22 protein-coding genes are annotated in these 20,017 nt (G+C 35.5%); 13 read left to right on the top strand and 9 right to left on the bottom strand.

The features are described 5' to 3' along the window. Window positions 1-142 precede the first annotated feature (142 nt). Window positions 143-739 (top strand): DedA family protein, encoded by a 597-nt coding sequence (locus AABL52_RS24710; RefSeq protein WP_000434863.1) that lies wholly within the window; start codon window positions 143-145, stop codon window positions 737-739. Window positions 740-747: 8 nt separating this feature from the next. On the opposite strand, the gene AABL52_RS24705 is transcribed toward AABL52_RS24710, so the two are convergent. From AABL52_RS24705 to AABL52_RS24695, 3 genes are all read right to left on the bottom strand, one after another. Next, a complete protein-coding gene (locus AABL52_RS24705; protein ID WP_000100307.1) occupies window positions 748-1,176 on the bottom strand; it encodes an EamA family transporter in 429 nt (142 codons plus the stop codon). 154 nt (window positions 1,177-1,330) lie between these two features. After that, a complete protein-coding gene (locus tag AABL52_RS24700) occupies window positions 1,331-1,477 on the bottom strand; it encodes a BH0509 family protein (RefSeq protein ID WP_001250571.1) in 147 nt (48 codons plus the stop codon). Window positions 1,478-1,631: 154 nt separating this feature from the next. Further along, window positions 1,632-2,048, bottom strand: coding sequence for a pyridoxamine 5'-phosphate oxidase family protein (locus AABL52_RS24695; protein ID WP_341518621.1), 417 nt, complete (start codon window positions 2,046-2,048; stop codon window positions 1,632-1,634). A 178-nt stretch (window positions 2,049-2,226) separates the two neighbouring features. Here AABL52_RS24695 and cax point away from each other — a divergent pair, with 178 nt between their 5' ends. After that, window positions 2,227-3,282: a calcium/proton exchanger gene (cax, locus tag AABL52_RS24690; RefSeq protein ID WP_341518620.1), complete on the top strand. Its 1,056-nt coding sequence runs from the start codon at window positions 2,227-2,229 to the stop codon at window positions 3,280-3,282. Between the two features lie 79 nt (window positions 3,283-3,361). Further along, window positions 3,362-4,159, top strand: coding sequence for a YfkD famly protein (locus AABL52_RS24685; protein ID WP_341518619.1), 798 nt, complete (start codon window positions 3,362-3,364; stop codon window positions 4,157-4,159). A 35-nt stretch (window positions 4,160-4,194) separates the two neighbouring features. On the opposite strand, the gene yfkAB is transcribed toward AABL52_RS24685, so the two are convergent. Then, a complete protein-coding gene (gene yfkAB, locus AABL52_RS24680; protein ID WP_000156026.1) occupies window positions 4,195-5,322 on the bottom strand; it encodes a radical SAM/CxCxxxxC motif protein YfkAB in 1,128 nt (375 codons plus the stop codon). 213 nt (window positions 5,323-5,535) lie between these two features. Here yfkAB and AABL52_RS24675 point away from each other — a divergent pair, with 213 nt between their 5' ends. The 6 genes from AABL52_RS24675 (at window position 5,536) to truA (ending at window position 11,460) form a co-directional block, all read left to right on the top strand. Beyond that, window positions 5,536-5,718 carry an SE1561 family protein gene (locus AABL52_RS24675; RefSeq protein ID WP_000513558.1) on the top strand — a complete coding sequence of 61 codons (183 nt, stop codon included), beginning with the start codon at window positions 5,536-5,538 and terminating at the stop codon, window positions 5,716-5,718. Between the two features lie 205 nt (window positions 5,719-5,923). Beyond that, the gene (gene fumA, locus AABL52_RS24670) at window positions 5,924-7,444 is read left to right on the top strand and encodes a class I fumarate hydratase (RefSeq protein ID WP_341518618.1); all 1,521 of its coding nucleotides are present in this window, start codon (window positions 5,924-5,926) and stop codon (window positions 7,442-7,444) included. A gap of 126 nt (window positions 7,445-7,570) precedes the next feature. Further along, entirely contained in the window at window positions 7,571-8,353 is a 783-nt protein-coding gene (gene pdaA / locus AABL52_RS24665) for a delta-lactam-biosynthetic de-N-acetylase (RefSeq protein WP_061676720.1), read from the top strand. A 59-nt stretch (window positions 8,354-8,412) separates the two neighbouring features. After that, window positions 8,413-9,276: a DNA-3-methyladenine glycosylase family protein gene (locus AABL52_RS24660; protein ID WP_341518617.1), complete on the top strand. Its 864-nt coding sequence runs from the start codon at window positions 8,413-8,415 to the stop codon at window positions 9,274-9,276. Between the two features lie 10 nt (window positions 9,277-9,286). Beyond that, window positions 9,287-10,666, top strand: coding sequence for a 23S rRNA (uracil(1939)-C(5))-methyltransferase RlmD (gene rlmD / locus AABL52_RS24655; protein ID WP_341518616.1), 1,380 nt, complete (start codon window positions 9,287-9,289; stop codon window positions 10,664-10,666). Between the two features lie 56 nt (window positions 10,667-10,722). Then, window positions 10,723-11,460, top strand: a complete 738-nt coding sequence (truA, locus tag AABL52_RS24650) for a tRNA pseudouridine(38-40) synthase TruA (RefSeq protein WP_341518615.1) — start codon at window positions 10,723-10,725, stop codon at window positions 11,458-11,460. A 53-nt stretch (window positions 11,461-11,513) separates the two neighbouring features. Here truA and AABL52_RS24645 read toward each other — a convergent pair whose 3' ends face one another. After that, a complete protein-coding gene (locus AABL52_RS24645; protein WP_341518614.1) occupies window positions 11,514-11,711 on the bottom strand; it encodes a hypothetical protein in 198 nt (65 codons plus the stop codon). Between the two features lie 112 nt (window positions 11,712-11,823). Beyond that, the gene (locus AABL52_RS24640) at window positions 11,824-13,227 is read right to left on the bottom strand and encodes a sigma-54 interaction domain-containing protein (protein ID WP_016089440.1); all 1,404 of its coding nucleotides are present in this window, start codon (window positions 13,225-13,227) and stop codon (window positions 11,824-11,826) included. A gap of 274 nt (window positions 13,228-13,501) precedes the next feature. Here AABL52_RS24640 and AABL52_RS24635 point away from each other — a divergent pair, with 274 nt between their 5' ends. The 3 genes from AABL52_RS24635 (at window position 13,502) to AABL52_RS24625 (ending at window position 16,639) form a co-directional block, all read left to right on the top strand. Then, window positions 13,502-13,756: a biotin/lipoyl-containing protein gene (locus tag AABL52_RS24635; RefSeq protein ID WP_000859484.1), complete on the top strand. Its 255-nt coding sequence runs from the start codon at window positions 13,502-13,504 to the stop codon at window positions 13,754-13,756. A gap of 78 nt (window positions 13,757-13,834) precedes the next feature. After that, window positions 13,835-15,256, top strand: coding sequence for an amino acid permease (locus AABL52_RS24630; protein ID WP_341518613.1), 1,422 nt, complete (start codon window positions 13,835-13,837; stop codon window positions 15,254-15,256). A gap of 108 nt (window positions 15,257-15,364) precedes the next feature. Then, a complete protein-coding gene (locus tag AABL52_RS24625; RefSeq protein ID WP_098238094.1) occupies window positions 15,365-16,639 on the top strand; it encodes an acetylornithine deacetylase in 1,275 nt (424 codons plus the stop codon). Between the two features lie 99 nt (window positions 16,640-16,738). On the opposite strand, the gene AABL52_RS24620 is transcribed toward AABL52_RS24625, so the two are convergent. Next, complete coding sequence (locus AABL52_RS24620) at window positions 16,739-17,392, bottom strand: helix-turn-helix domain-containing protein (RefSeq protein WP_097844083.1); 654 nt, start codon at window positions 17,390-17,392, stop codon at window positions 16,739-16,741. A 130-nt stretch (window positions 17,393-17,522) separates the two neighbouring features. On the opposite strand from AABL52_RS24620, the gene ytaF reads away from it, so the two are divergent. After that, entirely contained in the window at window positions 17,523-18,134 is a 612-nt protein-coding gene (ytaF, locus tag AABL52_RS24615; protein ID WP_073518166.1) for a sporulation membrane protein YtaF, read from the top strand. Window positions 18,135-18,256: 122 nt separating this feature from the next. Here the strand turns inward: ytaF and AABL52_RS24610 are convergent, their stop codons facing one another. After that, window positions 18,257-18,598 carry a DUF3969 family protein gene (locus tag AABL52_RS24610; protein WP_000766602.1) on the bottom strand — a complete coding sequence of 114 codons (342 nt, stop codon included), beginning with the start codon at window positions 18,596-18,598 and terminating at the stop codon, window positions 18,257-18,259. Window positions 18,599-18,774: 176 nt separating this feature from the next. Further along, window positions 18,775-19,704, bottom strand: coding sequence for a glutaminase A (gene glsA / locus AABL52_RS24605; RefSeq protein ID WP_144615606.1), 930 nt, complete (start codon window positions 19,702-19,704; stop codon window positions 18,775-18,777). Between the last annotated feature and the right edge of the window lie 313 nt (window positions 19,705-20,017).

Below are 20,017 nucleotides of genomic sequence, written 5' to 3'. Positions count from 1 at the left end.
TTACTTTCTTCCTGCTAAGGGAATGGATAGAAGTAGAGTTCATTATAAAAACAATGTATAGTGAATATGTATACCATGTTTGTCTGAAAGATAGAAAGGGCACAATGTGGAATAACGATCGTGCATAGGATGTGTCTTCCGAATGGAACAACATATTGGCGAGTTAATCGCGCATTATGGGTATTTTGGAATTATTATAGCGTTGGCCGGTGGGATTGTTGGGTTACCGATACCAGACGAGTTTTTATTGACCTTTGTTGGCTATAACGTTTCAAAAGGAGTTATGTCAGGAACTGCTGCTTTTTTAAGCGGGATGGCTGGTGCGATGTTGGGGATTACATTAAGCTACATATTAGGTTTAAAACTTGGACTCCCTGTTTTAAAAAAATATGGCCCTAAAATTAGAATTAAGGAACATCATATTGAAAAAACACATATTTTATTTGAAAAATATGGCCCATTTCTTTTAATGATTGGTTACTTTATCCCGGGAGTACGTCATTTAACAGCATATTTTGCTGGGATGTCGAATTTAACACTTTGGCGTTTTTGTTTGTATGCTTACGGTGGTGCGCTTATTTGGATAAGTGTTTTTATTGGACTTGGCTGGAAGTTAGGAGAGAAGTGGCGTTTCGTTGAGTATAGTTTACATCATTATGGAATATGGATTTTATCCATTTCAATAGTTGTTACATGTATTGTATGGTTTTACATAAAGAAAAAGAAAAACCGCTATTAGCGGTTTTTTTAGCTGAAAGCAATAAATAATACACCAGCTGTAATAAAGACTACACCAACACCGGTCATAAAGTTTAACTTTTCACCGAGTATAATCATCGCGAGAATGATAGAAAATACGACGCTTAATTTATCGACAGGAGCCACTTGTGAAACTTTCCCTGTTTTGAGGGCAAGAAAATAAAATAGCCATGACGAAGCACCTGCAACCCCACTTAATGTGATAAAGAGCAGTGCTTTTTTATTTAGCAGTACGTCGCCGATATTTTGAAATTTACCTTGTATAATAATAACGCCCACCATAAATAATGCCATAATAATAGAACGAACTGTTGTTGCAACGTTGGCATCGATTCCATCTAAACCAATCTTTCCGAAAATAGATACAAGGGCAGCAGCAATTGCTGATAATAGTGCGAATAAGAGCCATGAACTCATAGTAAAATTCCTCCAATCTTACATTATTATACATGAAAATCATTCTCACGTATAAAGCGAAACTTTAATCAGTGGGATTTTACTGCCCCGCAAATCGCGGAATAAATAACGAAATAATCCCACCTTATATTTTTAATAAGGTGGGATTATTATACTACTCTGCAATTTCTTCATATAAAAAGTACGTTACATTATAAATATGTTCTACTTCATCGTCTGTCATAAACAATAATTCGTCACGCTCAATCCCTTTTTTCTTTTCAATAAACTCAATCATGTTTTTGCGTTCTTCTCTTCTCATCAATTTTATTTCTCCTCTCAACCTGTTTTAATACAGTTTATTTAAGTTAATGCTATTATATAACAGAATCTTTAGAAAGTTCCACCTATTTTATTGTTTTTTTGAGAAGAACTTTTCGACAAAACAAGCCCACCTAAAGGGGGCTTGTTTTATTTTATAGTCGTAAAAACTCGGGCTCAGTCGTACCAGCACCATCGATGTAATAAATTGTGTCAGGATTGATTTTAATTAGTACATAATTAGGGTCTTCAGGACCAAGTAACCAGCGTTTTAAGCTATTATTCCAAAACTTGTTTTTTAATGTGGAGTCTTCCTCAATGGAGGCTAAGCCTTCCATTTCAATATAATCTTCATCTAATTTTTTTCCTTCACGACCAAGTAGTACATGTACATTTGGATTTTTTTCAATATCTGTTATCTTTTTTGATTTTCGATCTGTTGCAACATATAGTACAAAATCTTCGTGGAAAAACATCATAAAGGCACTATGCGGCTTATCGTTACGTACAGTTGATAATACACCAGTTCTTTGTCCTTGAATAATTGTTGTGATTTTTTCTTTTAAGTGCATGTTTTTTACCTCTTTTCCTAATTTATATTTTCTCTGTTTAAACGAGATAATTTGAATATCTTTCATACTGTTTTCTTCAATCCGATTTTTTAAACGTAATTGTGATGAAATCGTACAAGTTAGGAGAAGAATAATAATAATATCGAGGAGAAATACATACGATGGAAGGATGAAAGGCATGTTTAATAAAATATTTCTTATAGTAGCGCTTATAGGTGTACCACTGTCTGTACTTGGAAAAACACTTCATTGGCCCCAAACAATTATGTTCGCTGTGTATTGTATTACGATTATCGCGTTAGCTGGTTTTATGGGGAGAGCGACAGAAAGTTTGGCAATTGTCTCTGGACCTAGAATAGGTGGATTATTAAATGCTACTTTCGGTAATGCTGTTGAACTAATCATTTCGATTTTTGCACTTCAAGCGGGATTAATTGAAGTGGTGTTAGCCTCTTTAACAGGATCTGTACTTGGAAATTTACTATTAGTAGGGGGACTATCTTTCTTTGTAGGAGGTCTGAAATACAAAAGACAAAGTTTTAATGTGTATGATGCAAGACACAATTCAGCTTTATTAATCTTTGCTGTAGTAGTAGCTTTTGTTATTCCAGAGATCTTTTCAATGAAAATGGAAGCTGGAAAGACGTATCAATTAAGTATCGGTGTTTCTATTATTATGATTATTATGTACATTGCTGCGCTGCTATTTAAGCTCGTTACGCATCGTGGTGTATATCAACATAAAACGGATGAAGTAGCTCATGAGGAAGAACCAGAGTGGTCGAAAGGTAAAGCGCTACTCATTTTAGCAATAGCGACAATTGCGGTAGCTTATGTGTCAGAGGCGCTCGTGCATACATTTGAAACAGTCGCGAAATCATTTGGCTGGTCAGAGTTATTTATAGGGGTTATTATCGTTGCGATTGTTGGGAATGCAGCAGAACATGCATCTGCAATTATTATGGCTTATAAAAATAAAGTAAATATTGCAGTCGAAATTGCAGTAGGTTCTACATTACAAATTGCCATGTTTGTTGCTCCTGTATTGGTATTGCTATCCATGTTTTTTGCAAATAGGATGCCTTTAGTATTTACCATACCAGAACTTGTTTCTATGATTACAGCTGTTTTCTTAACGATAGCGATTTCAAATGATGGTGATACAAACTGGTTTGAAGGAGGTACGTTATTAGCGGCGTATGTCATTATGGGAATTGGTTTTTATTTATTATGAAAAATAGGCATAACAATTGTGCTGAGAGAAAACAATAAAAAAAGTAGTATATACCTTTACGTAGGAAGGAGCCAGACAGGTGAAACGAGTATACAGCATATGTCTTTCAACTATGGTCTCGTTTATTCTATTATTTCCTAACATAAGTTTTGCAAAGACAACGGTAGAAACAAAAATGCCTTCATCTGTTTTAAATATTTCTAAAGACAATACGTTTCCAAATGATGCGCAAGATTTGCCGCGTTTACAGCCGAGTAAGTTTGCTCAAGAACTATTGAAAACAGCAAATATTAAAATTGAAAATCCGGACTTAATTCGAATGTTTAATGAAACGACAATTTCGAATGCGCCGCTTGCGGTAGGGTACCGAGCAAAAATCTATTTAGGTCAATGGGCTTTGAATTATGAATCGGTTGATACAACGATTAATTGGGAATATAAACAAGTAAATCGCAATGTGTACGATAATCGCGGAGGAGATCGCTTATATCCGTTACGCTATAAGCAAGAAACACAAAAGACGGTTGAAGGCGATTTAACAGCGGATATGAAAGATGCTGCAGATGTGAAGAAAATGATGCTTCTCAAAGCACTTGAAAAAGTACAATTGCCGCTTTCATTTAAAACGACTATTGGTTATGGTACAGGGCATGAACGCGTGTATAATATTAGTCCGAGTCAACTTGGATATTTATATGCTTATACACCAGCAGTAAATGAAAAAGGAAAAGTGACATTTGGGGAAGTATACCTCGTATTAAAAGGAAATCAAAAAAGGCTTGTTGTAAAAAATATTACTTCTCAAGGAATCGGAGCTGCTATTCCAATTCACGATCATTTGTATTTTAAATTCATTTCTTCTTCTCACTCGCAATAATATAAAAAAACGTCAGCTTATAAGCTGACGTTTTTTTATAATGTAATATTTGCTGTTTTTGATAAGAAATCTTCGGTTGGATAGTAGCTGTTTTTTACAAGAACATTCGGTCCAAGACATTTTACTGCAGGACAGTGACAGCTTAATGATTTTGCTGTTTTTGAAGCGCTCCATTTGTCATACGCTTCTTGTAACGTATTTGTTTGTATGTTTCCTAGAAGTGGAACATCACCAAAGTCCGTCACAATAATATTTCCATCAAAAATATTTACATTTAAACGAGAACGGCCATCTGGATCGTTACGAACAGTGACGTTTTTGCTCTCTTGTAATTTTTTAAATGTGGCAATGTCTCGCTCATCATCGCTACAAGCATAGAAAGGTAAAGTTCCAAATAACATCCATACATTTTCATCGCGAATTTCTAGTAAATGCTCAATTGCATCACGAATTTCAGCTTTTGTTAAAATCTCTAGATTACTCGCGAAGTCACTTGGATACATTGGGTGAACCTCATGACGTTTACATCCCATTTCGTCAACGATTTGACGATGAATATGTTCCATGTGTGGTAGAGTTCGTTTATTCAGCATCGTTTCGGCTGATACGAGTACACCTGCATCTGATAGAGCTTTACTATTTGTAATCATGCGTTCAAATAATTTTGCACGTTGTTCATACGTAGGTTTACGCTCCATCATTGCAAATCCGCCTTCAACGAAGTCGTCAATTGTTCCCCAGTTATGAGATATATGCAATACGTCTAAATAGGGAATAATTTGTTCGTAACGTGCTAAATCTATAGTTAAGTTTGAGTTGATTTGAGTGCGAACGCCTCGTTCGTGGGCGTATTTTAAGAGTGGTGTTACATAGTTGTCGACGGATTTTTTTGAAAGCATAGGTTCTCCGCCAGTAATACTTAAAGAACGTAAATGAGGAATCTCATCTAATCGTTTTAATAAAAGATCCATCGGAAGCGGATTCGGGTCTTTCGGCTGTAACGTGTAACCAACAGCGCAATGCTCACAGCGCATATTGCATAACGTCGTCGTTGTAAACTCAACATTTGTTAATAGTAGTTTGCCGTACTCTTCAAGGTCCATATACGCTTCCCATGGATCGTAAGAAGGAGTAATCGGCTTCATTTTTTGTGATATCGTCATATGAAATACTCCTTTGACTATTGAAATAACAATTTGTCCATTCTCTATAATAGAAGAATATGTACTTTTTATAAAGTGAAACTTTTTTGTGAAAAAAGAGAGAGGGCTTACATTTGAATGAATGACCGTGACAAAATTGATGAAATTTCATGCCCATAGCAATCATTTTTGCGGTATAATAAAAGCAACTCGAATTAAAAGGAGAGTGCCTTCATGGGAAAAGCAATTCAAGATAAAGATACACAATTAGTATATTTAAAAGAACGTTTAAATATGTTCATTGAAGTGATTGATACAATTGAACCTGAAGAAGTAGAGTTAGAAGATGTAGATCGTCTACTTGCAATGTTAGATGAATTAGAATTAAAATGTGAGCAATTTAAAAAAGACGAATAATATATTAAAAAGGCTGCCAAAGCAAAATTGGCAGCCTTTTTCTGTATGGATAATAGAAGGAAGGTAGAAAAAAAGGTATAATCAAGTTGTGAAAAATTTCATTTATGCTTTATAGCGTGAAATAAATAAAAAGCTGAAGAGCATAACGATGGAATTTTCAGCTCATAACGTTTTGGTAGCGTTCACAATTGAGGGGGAAGTAACAATGGAAAAGCTTCAAGAAAGCATGTATCAACTAATTGTTGAAACGTCAACGAACTTACCGAAAGATGTTCGTCGTGCGATTCAACAAGCGAAAGAACGAGAAAATGCAGGGACTCGTTCAGCGATGGCACTTGGCACAATTACGAATAATATTAAAATGGCTGATGATAACATCTCGCCAATTTGCCAAGATACAGGGATGCCAACGTTTAAAATTTATACACCAGTTGGTGTGAATCAATTAAAGTTGAAGGAAGCTATCTATAATGCGCTTGAGCGGGCGACAAAAGATGGTAAACTTCGTCCAAATTCTGTTGATTCTCTTTTTGGAGACAATAGTGGAAATAATTTAGGACCAGGTACACCGGTTATTAAGTTTGAACAATGGGAAAAAGATTATATTGATGCTCGTTTAATCCTAAAGGGTGGTGGCTGTGAGAATAAAAATATTCAGTATAGCTTACCATGTGAATTAGAAGGACTTGGACGAGCTGGCCGTGATTTAGAAGGGATTCGTAAATGCCTTCTTCATGCAGTATATCAAGCACAAGGTCAAGGATGTAGTGCAGGTGTAATTGGTGTTGGTATCGGGGGAGACCGCACATCAGGTTACGAATTAGCAAAAAATCAATTATTCCGTACATTAGATGACGTCAATCCAATTCCAGAGTTACAAAAGCTTGAAGAGTACGTATTAGAAAATGCGAATAAGCTTGGCATTGGTACGATGGGATTTGGCGGAGAAACAACTTTACTTGGTTGTAAAATTGGCGTGTATAACCGTCTGCCAGCTAGCTTCTATGTGTCTGTGGCGTATAATTGCTGGGCATATCGCCGCCTTGGCGTAACAATCCACCCTGAAACAGGTGAAATTATGGATTGGTTATATCAAGAAGGTGAGGATACACTGGAGCAAGAAGCACAAGAAAAAACAGAGCAACGTGAGATTGTATTACAAGCACCAATTACAGAAGAGCAAATTCGTGAACTTCGCGTTGGTGATGTTGTAACAATTAATGGCATGATGTATACAGGTCGTGACGCAATCCATAAGCATTTAATGGATAACGATTGTCCAGTAGATTTAAATGGACAAGTTATTTATCACTGTGGTCCAGTTGTCGTGAAAGATGAAAATGACAATTGGCAAATTAAAGCGGCAGGTCCAACGACAAGTATTCGTGAAGAACCGTACCAAGGCGATATTATGAAGAAATTCGGTATTCGCGCTGTAATTGGAAAAGGCGGTATGGGTGCGAAAACATTAGCGGCTTTAGAAGAGCACGGCGGTGTATATTTAAATGCAATTGGCGGTGCAGCACAATATTATGCTGAATGTATTAAAGAAGTAAAAGATGTTGATTTCTTACAATTTGGTATTCCAGAGGCAATGTGGCATTTACGTATCGAAGGATTTAAAGCAGTTGTAACGATGGATTCTCATGGTAATAGCTTACATGCAGATGTTGATAAAACATCACTCGAAAAATTAGCTAGCTTTAAAGAGCCAGTATTTAAGTAAACAAAAATGCATCTCGAATCATTCGGGATGCATTTTTTTGGCATATATAGAAAAACATGTTCAGCATGAAAGAATGCGTAGCAACAGAAACTACAAGTACGATTATATATGGAAAGGAGACTATTTATGAAATATAAATGGTTATATATCGGTCTCATTTTTTCAATTATGATGGCACTTGTTCCAGTTTCAACATTAGCTTATACAAATACCCCACATAACTGGGGAATTCCGCGCCCTAAAAATGAAACAGTACCAGATGCAGGAAAGTTATATACAGATTTACTACAAAAAAATGGTGGGTTTTATTTAGGGGATACAAAGAAAAAAGATATTTATTTAACATTCGATAATGGGTATGAGAATGGATACACAGGGAAAATCTTAGACGTATTGAAAGAGAAAAAAGTACCGGCAACTTTCTTTGTAACGGGTCATTATATTAAAACACAAAAAGATTTGTTATTAAGAATGAAGGATGAAGGACATATTATTGGAAACCATTCGTGGAGTCACCCTGATTTTACAACGGTAAATGATGCGAAACTTCGTGAAGAATTAACGAGTGTAACAGAGGAAATTAAAAAAGTAACTGGGCAAAAAGAGGTCAAATATGTACGCCCTCCGCGAGGCGTGTTCAGTGAAAGAACGTTAGCTCTTACGAAAGAAATGGGCTATTATAATGTATTTTGGTCACTTGCATTTTTGGATTGGAAAGTGGATGAGCAAAGAGGATGGCAATATGCACATAATAATGTCATGACGATGATTCATCCGGGATCTGTTTTATTACTTCATGCAATCTCGAAAGATAATGCAGAAGCACTTGCGAAAATCATTGATGATTTGCGCGAGAAAGGGTATCATTTTAAAAGTCTAGATGACTTAGTAAAAAGCAATCAACCGTAAGCATGTATGCTTGCGGTTTTCTCATGCTATAATGATGTGTAAAAAGGATGGGGAAACGTATGTGGAGCGAACATGTTACGTTAGAGTATCCGTATCACTTTGAAGAGGTATTAAGACGTTTATCTTTTGACCCTCTTCACGTCATTCAATTAGATGAGAAAGTTATGTATGTCCCGCTTTGTATAGACGAGGAACAGATTGTTGTTCGTTTACAAGGGATTGGTACTGTTCAAAATCCACAGTTTTGGATTTCTAGTCAGACAGGAGATCCGGAGAAAGTCATGAAACGAATGAGAGCCATTTTTCATTGGAATGAACCGTTTCAAGATATACAAAACCATTTTTTAAACACATCATTACGGCCACTATTTGAAACATATGCTTATACTCCAATTATTTTAGAATTTGATTATTTTGCTTGTCTTCTTCGCTGTATCATTCATCAACAAATAAATTTGAAATTTGCTACTGTGTTAACAGAACAGTTTGTGAAACGATATGGAACAGAGAAGAACGGTGTATTCTTTTTCCCCACTCCAGAAACAGTAGCAAATATTTCAATAGAGGAATTGAGAGAGCAGAAGTTTAGTCAGCGAAAGGCTGAATATATAGTAGGATTAGGTCGAAGTATTGTCAGCGGTACATTAGATTTAGCGAGTATAGAAACCAGGGCGGAAGAAGAGGTTTCGGCACAATTGTTACCAATTAGGGGGATTGGTACATGGACAGTGCAAAACTTTTTAATGTTTGGACTTGGACGGAAAAATATGTTTCCGAAAGCGGACATTGGGATTCAGCGTGCGGTGCAAGGGATATTTCAATTAGAGGATAAACCTGATGATGTATTTTTAGAAAAAGTGAAACAAGAGTGTGAACCATACTGCAGTTATGCAGCGTTATATTTATGGAAAAGTATAGAGTAGAGGTGTAATAATGATACAAAAGCAACATGAGAGTAAGTTGGAAGTTGGTCAAACGTTTCCTGTGACAATTAAACGTCTTGGGATTAACGGAGAAGGCGTTGGTTATTTTAAGAGACAAGTTGTTTTCATTCCAGGGGCATTACCAGGAGAAGAAGTTGTTGCAGAAACAACGAAAATCCAGCGTGGCTTCGCTGAAGCGAAAGTGAAAAAAGTTCGTAAAGCTTCACCACATCGTGTGAAAGCACCGTGTCCGGTATATGAAGAGTGTGGCGGTTGTCAGCTGCAACATTTAGATTATAAAGAACAATTAAATCAAAAGCGTGATATCGTTGTACAAGCATTTGAGAAGTATATGAACAACAGTTTGGAAGAGAAAATCCGTCCAACGCTTGGTATGGAAAATCCATGGCATTATCGTAATAAGAGTCAACTACAAGTGGGACGTAAAGACGAAAAGGTTATTACAGGGCTGTATAAGCAAAACTCACATCAGTTAATTGATATTGCTCATTGTATGATTCAACATAAAGCAACGAATGAAGCGACAAAAGTTGTAAGACGTATATTAGAAAAGTTAAATATTTCTATTTACAATGAGAAAAAACAAAAAGGTTTAGTACGCACAATTGTGACACGTACTGCAGTTCAAACAGGGGAAGTACAAGTTACACTTATTACAACAAAAGAAGAATTGCCAAATAAGGAGCAGTTTATCGCAGAAGTACAAAAGCAAATGCCAAGTGTGAAATCAATTATGCAAAACGTGAATTGGCGTAAAACATCAGTTATTTTCGGTGATAAAACATTTAAATTAGCTGGAAAAGAAGTAATTCAAGAAACACTTGGTGATTTATCATTTGAATTATCAGCACGTGCATTCTTCCAGTTGAATCCAGAACAAACGGTTGTTTTATATGATGAAGCGAAAAAAGCAGCAGCTTTAACAGGCGATGAGAAAATTGTAGATGCGTATTGTGGTGTTGGTACAATCGGTCTTTGGCTTGCAAATGATGCAGCGGAAGTACGTGGTATGGATGTAATACCAGAAGCAATTGCAGACGCAAGAAAAAATGCGAAGCGTCACGGATTTACAAATACGAAATATGAAGCGGGTAAAGCTGAACAATGGTTACCGAAATGGGTAAAAGAAGGATGGCGTCCAGATGTAATTGTTGTCGATCCACCTCGTACAGGTTGCGATGATAAATTACTGGAAACAATTTTAAAAGTGAAGCCGAAACAAGTTGTTTACGTATCTTGTAATCCTTCTTCATTAGCACGTGATGTACAAGCATTAATGAAGAGTTATGAAGTGGAGTATGTGCAACCAGTTGATATGTTCCCGCATACAGCTCATGTAGAAAATGTAGTGAAGCTTGTTAGAAAGTAAAGTGTATTCATATTCCCTCACGACACGAGGGAATATTTTCTATGAAGGAGAATGAAATGTACAATTATAAATTAACGATTCAGTACGATGGTGCACGTTTTAAAGGATGGCAACGTCTCGGTAATAACGATAATACGATTCAAGGAAAAATTGAAAGTGTCATATCTGAAATGGTCGGAAGAGAAATTGAAATTATCGGTTGTAGTAGAACAGACGCTGGTGTACATGCTTTAAATCAAGTTGCTAACTTTCAAAGTGATGAGAAGTTAGTGGAACATAAAGTGAAAAAATATTTAAATCAATATTTACCTAATGATATTAGCATTACGAATGTAGAAGAAGTACAAGATCGCTTCCATGCTCGTTACAATTCTAAAGCAAAAACATATCTTTATAAAATTTGGAATGAAGAGCATACAAATCCATTTATGCGTAAATACAGCATGCATGTGAATAAAAAATTAAATGTGAAAAGCATGAAAGAAGCTGCGAAACATTTAGTTGGTTCACATGATTTTACTGCTTTTTCAAATGCGAAATCAAAGAAAAAGTCTATGGTTCGAGAAGTATATACACTTGAAGTGATGGAAGAAGCAGGATTTGTACAAATTAGAGTAAGTGGTAACGGATTCCTTCATAACATGGTACGAAAAATTGTTGGAGCATTAATTGAAGTTGGATTAGGACAATTAGATGCGGACGCAATCCCAAATATTTTAGAGGAAAAACAACGTAATCAAATTAATTGTCTTGCTGAGGCGAGTGGTTTGTATTTGGAGAATGTTGAATTTTAATAAACAATAAAAAAATCGAGCTGTGTAAGCTCGATTTTTTTATTGTTTTGGCGTTAAGAAGATTTTTCTTTCTTCATACGTATCTTCAAATTCCAAAAAGCAGCAAGCATAATAGCTGCAAAGGAGCCGCTAATTGTTGCTAATAGTTTTGCATAAGGATAAGCATTCATTTCAACTAGTAACATCATACATACAAGGATAGGGAAGAAGGCTAAGTATTGTAATAACTTTAATTTGTTATCATTACTCATATATATCGTTCCTTTCTAGTATGTTATATGTTTATTATAGCATATTTTTCCAAGTGTTTATTTGCACTTGGAAGCGAATTTATCCTACATTTGATTAAAGTTTCACTTCATTTCATATGTGTAAATGAAGTTTTTTAATCCGATATTGTAAGTTTTGCCTACTTAATCCCAAAAACTTTGCAGCTTGTGAAATATTACCATGATACTCTTTCAAAATTTGATTGATGTAGTTCTTTTCCATTTCTGCTATTGTGTGCTTTAACGTTTTAGGTGCATCAGTATCGTTACTGGTTAGGAAAGGTTGCGTATTGAATTCTTTTTTTATTCGTTCGCGAAAGCGAGTGGGAAGATGAAATGCTGTAATGATATTTTCATCTTCAACCAAGTTCATTGAACCTTCAATGATATGTTCCAATTCTCGTACGTTTCCAGGCCAATTATATGCATACAGGAATTCTCTTACATGTATATCTACATCCGTTACAGCGAGTCCAAATTGAATGTTGTACTTTTCGATAAAGTGCTGAACAAGGGCTGGAATATCTTTTTTTCGTTCTCGTAAAGGCGGGAGACATAAAGTAACGACGCTTAATCGGTAATATAAGTCTTCCCGTAATCGATTGTGTGTAATAGCTTCAAGGGGGTCTTCATTAATAGTTGCTATAATACGAACATCAATTTCTTTTTCTTGTGTGCCCCCGATTCTTCGTATTGTTTTTTCTTGTATAGCTCGCAGTAACTTCGCTTGAAGTGCTGGACTTAATGAGTTGATCTCATCTAATAACAAAGTTCCTCCGTTGGCTTCTTCAAATAAACCAGCTTTATCGATAGCTCCTGTAAATGCACCTCGGTTCGTACCAAATAATAAGCTTTCCATTAGCGTATCAGGTATAGCAGCACAGTTTTGTGAAATGAACGGTTTTGTTGAACGTTGACTTTCATTATGGATACTTTGTGCAAATAGTTCTTTTCCAGTTCCTGTTTCTCCTACGAGAAGTATGGAGGAAGATGTACGAATTACCCTTTTTCCTTCCCCAATGGTTGATTGAATGGCTTCAGAATCACCAATTATGTGATCAAAGGTAAATTTAGTGTTTTGTTTTCGAGAAGAGTCCATTTTTATTGTTTGCTTTAAGTGATTCATCTCTTTTGAAATTTCAATAGCGCCTTTAATTTTTCCATTTTCTATTATAGGGAAAGTATCGTTAATCGTCGTAATTTCTTGCCCTTTATTGTTAAAATACGTTTGTTTTATATTTTTGTTTGTTTTTCCTAATTTTAATGCTTCTATAAGAGTACTATTTTTATTTTCTTCAAATGCGAATACTTCTAAAGGACTTTTATATAGCACATCTGAGCGTTCCATTGATTCAATTTCCATCATTTTGCGGTTATAGATAATCGTTTTACTTTCCTCATTAATAATATGAATCCCGATATCGAGTTCATTGAGTAAAGTTTCATATAGCATATTCATTTCAATGATCTGTTTAAAATTAATGTCTTCTGTACGCATAGATTATCTTCTCCTCATTTCACCCTATGAAGACTGACTTTTTATAATTTTATTAAAATTCTTATAAAATCGCAAAATTTTTTTGCTATTTTCTTTTTAAAACTTCTTGAATGATAGAAAAATTTTGCGGTTATGAAGATTTTTTCGTGAGGAATCCTCATTTTAAATAGGAATTGGAGATTGGTATGCTTTTTGCATAAATAATAGTTGAAATCTTTAAAGGAGGGATATGCAACGTTTCAGTACCAATTAATAAGAAGGAGGAGTTTATAAAGTGAAGACGGTTATAGAAGGCGTGTATAGTCCTTGTTACGGGAAAGTAGAGAAGTTATTTGTTGCGGAAAGTTCTTACGTATACGAGTGGGAGAAATTAGCGTTAATTGAAACGATAGATAAACAGAAAGTAGAAATTAAGGTAGGGATCAGTGGGTATATCGAATCATTAGAAGTAGTAGAAGGACAAGCCATCGCTGATCAAAAGTTATTAATAACAGTGAGGGATGATCTTTTAATAACAGGTAGTGATTAATACTATGTATTTTGCTCTTTTTAATAATTATTATTATGAATATTTTTAAAAACGCTTACATGAAATGGGGGGATTTATATGATGGATCAAAACCAAGGGTTAAAAAGAGAATTGAAAAGTAGGCACATATTTATGATTGCACTTGGAGGCGTTATTGGTACCGGTCTTTTTTTAGGATCTGGGTATACAATTCATGAAGCTGGGCCTGGAGGAGCGATTGTAGCGTATCTTGTTGGAGGATTTGTTATGTATTTAACGATGCTCTGTCTCGGAGAGTTAGCTGTTGCGATGCCTGACGCAGGATCTTATCAAACGTATGCTACAAAGCACATTTCCCCTGCAGCGGGTTATGTAGTCGGATGGATGTCGTGGCTAAACTGGTCTGCTACGATAGGTATTGAACTGATTGCAGTTAGTATTTTAATGAAACGATGGTTTCCTGATGTACCGTCATGGATTTGGTGTGTAGTGTTTGCAGTGCTTCTCTTCGCTATTAATGCGTTATCTTCAAGAAGTTTTGCAGAGGTTGAATTTTGGTTTGCGAGTATTAAAGTAATTACAATCATTGCATTTATTATTTTGGGCGGGGCAGCAATGTTTGGTTTTCTAGATATGAAAGGAAATGAACCAGCACCGATGTTCTCTAGTTTTACTGATTATGGTGGGTTGTTTCCAAATGGATTATCAGCTATTTTAATTACGATGATTGCAGTTAATTTTTCCTTCCAAGGAACGGAACTAGTTGGTATTGCAGCTGGAGAGAGTGAAAATCCAGAGAAAACGATCCCGAAGGCAATTAATAATACAGTTTGGCGTATACTTGTGTTCTTTGTATTATCTATTTTCATTCTTGCGGGATTATTCCCTTGGCAGCAAGCAGGAGTGATAGAAAGTCCATTCGTAGTTGTATTTGATAAAATTGGTATTCCTTATGCAGCCGATATTATAAATTTCGTTATTATTACAGCGGTTCTATCTGTTGCGAATTCAGGATTATATGCAACTTCTCGTATGCTATGGTCTATGTCTAATCAAGGAATGATTAGTCCAATTTTCGGTAAGTTATCTAAAAATGGTGTTCCTATTTATGCATTGATTGTAAGTACTATTGTAGGTTGCCTTTCATTACTATCAGGTATTTATGCGGAAGATACAGTTTATTTATGGCTACTTTCTATTGCAGGGTTTGGGGCGATATTAGTTTGGGCATCTATCGCTCTATCTAACTTATCAGCTAGAAGGTCATACATTAAGCAGGGCGGGGATGTGAAGGACTTGAAATTCAAAACACCGCTGTATCCATTCGTACCACTGCTTGCCTTAGTATTAAATGTAACAGTAATTGTTGGTATGGCCTTTATTCCAGAACAAAGAATGGCATTATATTGTGGTATTCCATTTATGATTGTTTGTTTACTGTTTTACCGTGCGACTAAAAATAAGGCACGTAAGGTGGAACATATTGAAAAGACAAATACAACAGAAGCAGAAAGTTTATAAATATATTAGAAGCTTATGCTGAAAAAAGAGACTGTAAAATTGTAAACAGTCTCTTTTTTTGTGACAATAAAGCTGGAAACATACTATGTATGCAAAGGGGAATTAGTGATGAATCAAGAAGTTTCACAGCTATTAGAACAGATTGATCTACGAAAAGATGAGTTACTAGAGCTTACAAAGAATTTAATCCGTTTTGAAACACCAGCACCGCCGGCGAGAAACACAAATGAGGCACAGGAATTTGTTGCGGATTTTCTAAGAAAACGAAATTTTAGTGTTGATAAATGGGATGTATATCCGAATGATCCGAACGTTGTTGGTGTGAAAAAAGGGATAGAAAGTGACACACATAAAAGTCTTATTATTAACGGACATATGGATGTAGCTGAAGTGTCAGCAGATGAGGCGTGGGAGACTAATCCGTTTGATCCGTTTATAAAAAATGGTTGGTTAGTTGGGCGTGGTGCGGCAGATATGAAAGGTGGACTGGCTGGAGCGCTATTTGCTATTCAGCTTTTACAAGAAGCTGGCATTGAATTACCTGGAGATTTAATCTTTCAATCAGTAATTGGGGAAGAAGTTGGAGAAGCAGGTACACTTCAATGTTGCAAAAGAGGTTATGAAGCTGATTTTGCAGTCGTAGTGGATACGAGTGATTTACATATGCAAGGACAGGGCGGCGTAATTACTGGATGGATTACTGTGAAAAGCCCCCAGACGTTTCATGATGCAACACGCAGGCAAATGATTCATGCTGGAGGACATTTATTTGGAGCAAGCGCGATTGAAAAAATGATGAAAATTGTGCAAAGTTTACAAGAATTAGAGCGTCATTGGGCAGTTATGAAAACATATGAAGGTTATCCATCTGGAACAACAACAATTAACCCAGCTGTTATTGAAGGCGGAAGGCATGCAGCGTTTATTGCGGATGAGTGCCGGTTATGGATAACAGTACACTTCTATCCGAATGAAACACATGAACAAATTGCACAAGAAATTGAAGAGTATATTGGGAAAGTTGCGGCTGCCGATCCATGGTTAAGTAAAAATCCACCACAATTTAAATGGGGCGGAGAATCAATGATTGTGGATCGTGGCGAAATTTTCCCTTCTTTAGAAGTAGATAGTGAACATGCAGCAGTAAAAAATCTTAGCTCAGTACACGAATCAATTCTATCTAAACATGCAATTTTAGATATGTCTGCAACGGTAACGGATGGTGGTTGGTTTAGTGAATTTCATATTCCAGCTGTTATTTACGGACCAGGTACATTAGAAGAAGCTCATTCAATAAATGAGAAAGTTGAAGTAGAACAGTTAATTGAATTTACAAAAGTAATAACAGCATTTATATATGAATGGTGTCATACAAAAAAATAGATTAGTATGTTGAAATCGTACAGGTAGGTATACTTGTACGATTTTTTAGTGAACTATTTCAGAGTTGAACAGAAACAACTGAAATAGTTCTTTGTTTTTCTATGTCTTTCGTTTTAGTTCGATTAATTTCTCTTTCGCTAATTCAACAGCAATTGCATCATCTAAATAGCCAATTGGAAAGAGATAGTCGGGGATAATGTCTGTTGATAAAATGAAATACAATAATGCGCCTCCAAGAACCGCACGTTCCTCATTTGAAATAGTTTCATTGCAAAACTGTTGATACATATCTGTTAATTGTTCAATAAAAGGGCCAGCGCTATCAATTTGTTCTAATTTACTCGCGAAACTTTCATGAATACGTTTTTCACCTTCTGTTGTCTGAGCATAGCGTTCATAGTTTTCAAGTTCTTGTTTTACGCGCGTTGTTGTGTAGTCGAAATCGAATAAGTTAGAGGATTGCAGCGTTTGCTGAATTGTATCAAGAGATGTGTACATATCCGTCTTTTCTTTATTGATGTGAGGAGAATCAGGATACATTTCATCAAATAACAATTGGGGTGGAACTTGCAAACATTCTGCAAATTTTTGTAGATGTTTTTGTTTTGGCGCTTGTTTACCATTCATAATTCTTGAGATTGTTGCGGGATCAATATTGGTATGCATTCCTAATTGGCGCATGGATAAGGCACGCTCTTTTAAAAGTTTTTTTATTAATGTACTAAGCCGCTCATTTGGATTTTCTTTAGGCATAGTGAAGGCACTCCTTTTTTATTGTTGAAAAAATGTTGAGCATTTATTACATGTATATGAAACAGACAGGCACAGTTGCTCAACATTTTCATAAGATGCATGGAAAAGTGAGAAAAAGGGGTGGCTGTTTATGAGTACGGCAGGTCTATTTTCAATTTTTTTAATCGGAATTGCTTCTAATTTAGATAATGCAGGTGTTGGGATTGCATATGGCATTCGTAAAATTCGAATTTCGTGGCTTAATAATTTTATCATTGCATTTTTTGGATTTTTATTTACTTTATTAGCTGGATTTTTTGGGAACTGGATCGCATTATTTATTTCAGAGTTTACGGCAAATTTAATTGGGGCCATTGTTTTAGGTATAATTGGAGTGTTTATTTTGTGTCAGCCTTTCTTGGGGCAAAGAAATACCGTAGACTCTAAAGGTGATAGTGTACTTATAGGCATTTTACGTGATCCAGAAAAAGCAGATTTTGATGGTTCTAAAACAATTAGTTTTTCAGAAGCAATTGTTTTAGGGATAGCGTTGTCTATTAATAATATTGCGGGTGGATTTGATGCTGGGGTAACAAACTTGAATCTGTGGCTTACAGCAACTATTTCTGGGGTGTTTAGTTTTATTTGTATTAGTGGTTTTGCGTATGTAGGAAAACGATTTTTAGCAGCATACTTAGGGAAATGGGCTACTGTTATTGCGGGCGTACTATTAATTCTCATTGGGATAGATCAGTTATTGTAACATACAATGTTCGAGCATTTCCTCGGAAATACTCGAATGAATTGCATATATCGACAGCACATGTGTAACTATCGAGACGTTACTGTTTGTATAAATATTAAAGCACCTACATAGGTGCTTTTTTAACGTATATCTTCAATTAATTGTTCCGATTCTTCATGCATGCTGTACTCACTTAAAACTTGAATGCAAAGCCACTTTAATTCTTCGATAGTATGTTCAAGTTCTTCAGGAAGTACATGATGAATGTCTTCAAGCCCCATTCCGAAATGAATAAGTTCAAGTACTTGATCATCGATGTTCCGATCCATTAATAGTTCAAGTACTTCTAAATTGAATATGTATCGGTGAGCTTCATCGAGTGAAACCACTTTTAACTTCAGGCTTTCTACAATACTCAATATAAAAAGAAGAATTGTTTTTTCAAGAACAGGCTGTTTTTCCATTTGAAATATTAGTTTCATCTTTCACACCTCCACATATAGCGCTAGGTTGTACTATATTATTCAGGAGGGGGGAGCAAATATGCATGATATAGAGAAACTTTCAATACGGTTTTTGTAAGGGGGATGGATAGCTGATAAAATTGAGGATTTTATGAAATAAAAAAATCCTGCTAGTATAGCAGGATAACTCTCAATTAAAAAATGCTCCAACCTTCTTGAGCAGAAAGAAGTTCAAGAATTTTAAAACCAGCAATACTATTTCCGTTTGCATCTAAAGCCGGTCCGAAAATACCAATTCCCATTTCTCCTTTTACGCAGCCGAAAATGCCACCAGCTACACCACTTTTTGCTGGAATACCAACACGAATCGCAAATTCACCAGACTCGTTATACATACCACATGTAACCATAAATGTTTTACAGATTTTTGTAATATGTTTAGGGATAATTTGTTTTTTCTTATATGGATCATATCCATCCATCGCAAAAATTAAGCCGATACGTGCTAAATCGATACAGTTTACTTCTACTGCACATTGACGAGTGTATAAATCCATAAGTTCTTCGATGTCACAATCGATAATTCCGTTTTGTTTCATATAGTAACAAAGTGAACGGTTTAAGTAAGCTGTCTCTAATTCTGAATTGGCAACTTTAGAAGAATAGTTAATAGTAGGATTATCTGTTATTTCACGTACAAAATGAAGGATGCGCTCCATTTTTTCTTCATTATCGTTTCCTGCTAACATGCTTGTAATAGCTAGTGCTCCTGCATTAATCATTGGATTAAGTGGTTTAGAAGGACTTGTCGTTTCTAACTTAATAATAGAATTAAATGGATCACCAGTTGGCTCCATTCCAACTTTAGAAAATACATATTCTTCACCACGATCTAAAAGGGCAAGTGCAAGTGTAATTACTTTTGAAATACTTTGAAGAGTAAATAGTGTTTGTGAGTTGCCAGCATGGATGTATTCTGTTTCTTTATGGAAAATGGCAATCCCTAAATCATCTGGATTTGCATTTCCTAGTTCGGGGATATAAGTAGCAAGATTTCCTTTTTTCGTATATGGTTTTACTTGTTCTAACAACTGTTGTAAGTTGTTTGTTTCAATGCACTGCATAGTACCAACGCTCCTATTTCGAATTAACTAAGTTTACTTTTCCCGATATGCTCGGAAATAAATAATAACATGAAAAAGTGGAATGATAAAACGAAAGTTACATGTTCTATAGTAGGTAGTTCGTTTTGAGTATTCTATATTGAAAAAGGAGAATTTCCCTTTTATATAACAGTTTGGAAATAGGAGATTTATCCATAAAAAATTCGAAAATAAAAACTACACATCTATACAACTATATGTTATTATGGTTATGTAAATAGAAAGCGTTTTCTAAGGCGTACTTATAATGATAACGATTTCATAAATTTGATAG

The sequence above is a fragment of the Bacillus paramobilis genome, from assembly GCF_038096195.1.
GTDB lineage: Bacteria > Bacillota > Bacilli > Bacillales > Bacillaceae_G > Bacillus_A > Bacillus_A mobilis.
Note: the sequence above shows the minus strand (reverse complement) of the source record. Positions and strands in the feature narration are given on the sequence as shown.

Bases quoted from the DNA above. Each gene is read 5' to 3' on its own strand.
- AABL52_RS24710 (WP_000434863.1), top strand. From the start codon at position 143: ATGGAACAACATATTGGCGAGTTAATCGCGCATTATGGGTATTTTGGA.
- AABL52_RS24705 (WP_000100307.1), bottom strand. From the start codon at position 1,176: ATGAGTTCATGGCTCTTATTCGCACTATTATCAGCAATTGCTGCTGCC.
- AABL52_RS24700 (WP_001250571.1), bottom strand. From the start codon at position 1,477: ATGAGAAGAGAAGAACGCAAAAACATGATTGAGTTTATTGAAAAGAAA.
- AABL52_RS24695 (WP_341518621.1), bottom strand. From the start codon at position 2,048: ATGCACTTAAAAGAAAAAATCACAACAATTATTCAAGGACAAAGAACT.
- cax (WP_341518620.1), top strand. From the start codon at position 2,227: ATGTTTAATAAAATATTTCTTATAGTAGCGCTTATAGGTGTACCACTG.
- yfkAB (WP_000156026.1), bottom strand. From the start codon at position 5,322: ATGACGATATCACAAAAAATGAAGCCGATTACTCCTTCTTACGATCCA.
- AABL52_RS24675 (WP_000513558.1), top strand. From the start codon at position 5,536: ATGGGAAAAGCAATTCAAGATAAAGATACACAATTAGTATATTTAAAA.
- fumA (WP_341518618.1), top strand. From the start codon at position 5,924: ATGGAAAAGCTTCAAGAAAGCATGTATCAACTAATTGTTGAAACGTCA.
- pdaA (WP_061676720.1), top strand. From the start codon at position 7,571: ATGAAATATAAATGGTTATATATCGGTCTCATTTTTTCAATTATGATG.
- AABL52_RS24660 (WP_341518617.1), top strand. From the start codon at position 8,413: ATGTGGAGCGAACATGTTACGTTAGAGTATCCGTATCACTTTGAAGAG.
- rlmD (WP_341518616.1), top strand. From the start codon at position 9,287: ATGATACAAAAGCAACATGAGAGTAAGTTGGAAGTTGGTCAAACGTTT.
- truA (WP_341518615.1), top strand. From the start codon at position 10,723: ATGTACAATTATAAATTAACGATTCAGTACGATGGTGCACGTTTTAAA.
- AABL52_RS24645 (WP_341518614.1), bottom strand. From the start codon at position 11,711: ATGAGTAATGATAACAAATTAAAGTTATTACAATACTTAGCCTTCTTC.
- AABL52_RS24640 (WP_016089440.1), bottom strand. From the start codon at position 13,227: ATGCGTACAGAAGACATTAATTTTAAACAGATCATTGAAATGAATATG.
- AABL52_RS24630 (WP_341518613.1), top strand. From the start codon at position 13,835: ATGATGGATCAAAACCAAGGGTTAAAAAGAGAATTGAAAAGTAGGCAC.
- AABL52_RS24625 (WP_098238094.1), top strand. From the start codon at position 15,365: ATGAATCAAGAAGTTTCACAGCTATTAGAACAGATTGATCTACGAAAA.
- AABL52_RS24620 (WP_097844083.1), bottom strand. From the start codon at position 17,392: ATGCCTAAAGAAAATCCAAATGAGCGGCTTAGTACATTAATAAAAAAA.
- ytaF (WP_073518166.1), top strand. From the start codon at position 17,523: ATGAGTACGGCAGGTCTATTTTCAATTTTTTTAATCGGAATTGCTTCT.
- AABL52_RS24610 (WP_000766602.1), bottom strand. From the start codon at position 18,598: ATGAAACTAATATTTCAAATGGAAAAACAGCCTGTTCTTGAAAAAACA.
- glsA (WP_144615606.1), bottom strand. From the start codon at position 19,704: ATGCAGTGCATTGAAACAAACAACTTACAACAGTTGTTAGAACAAGTA.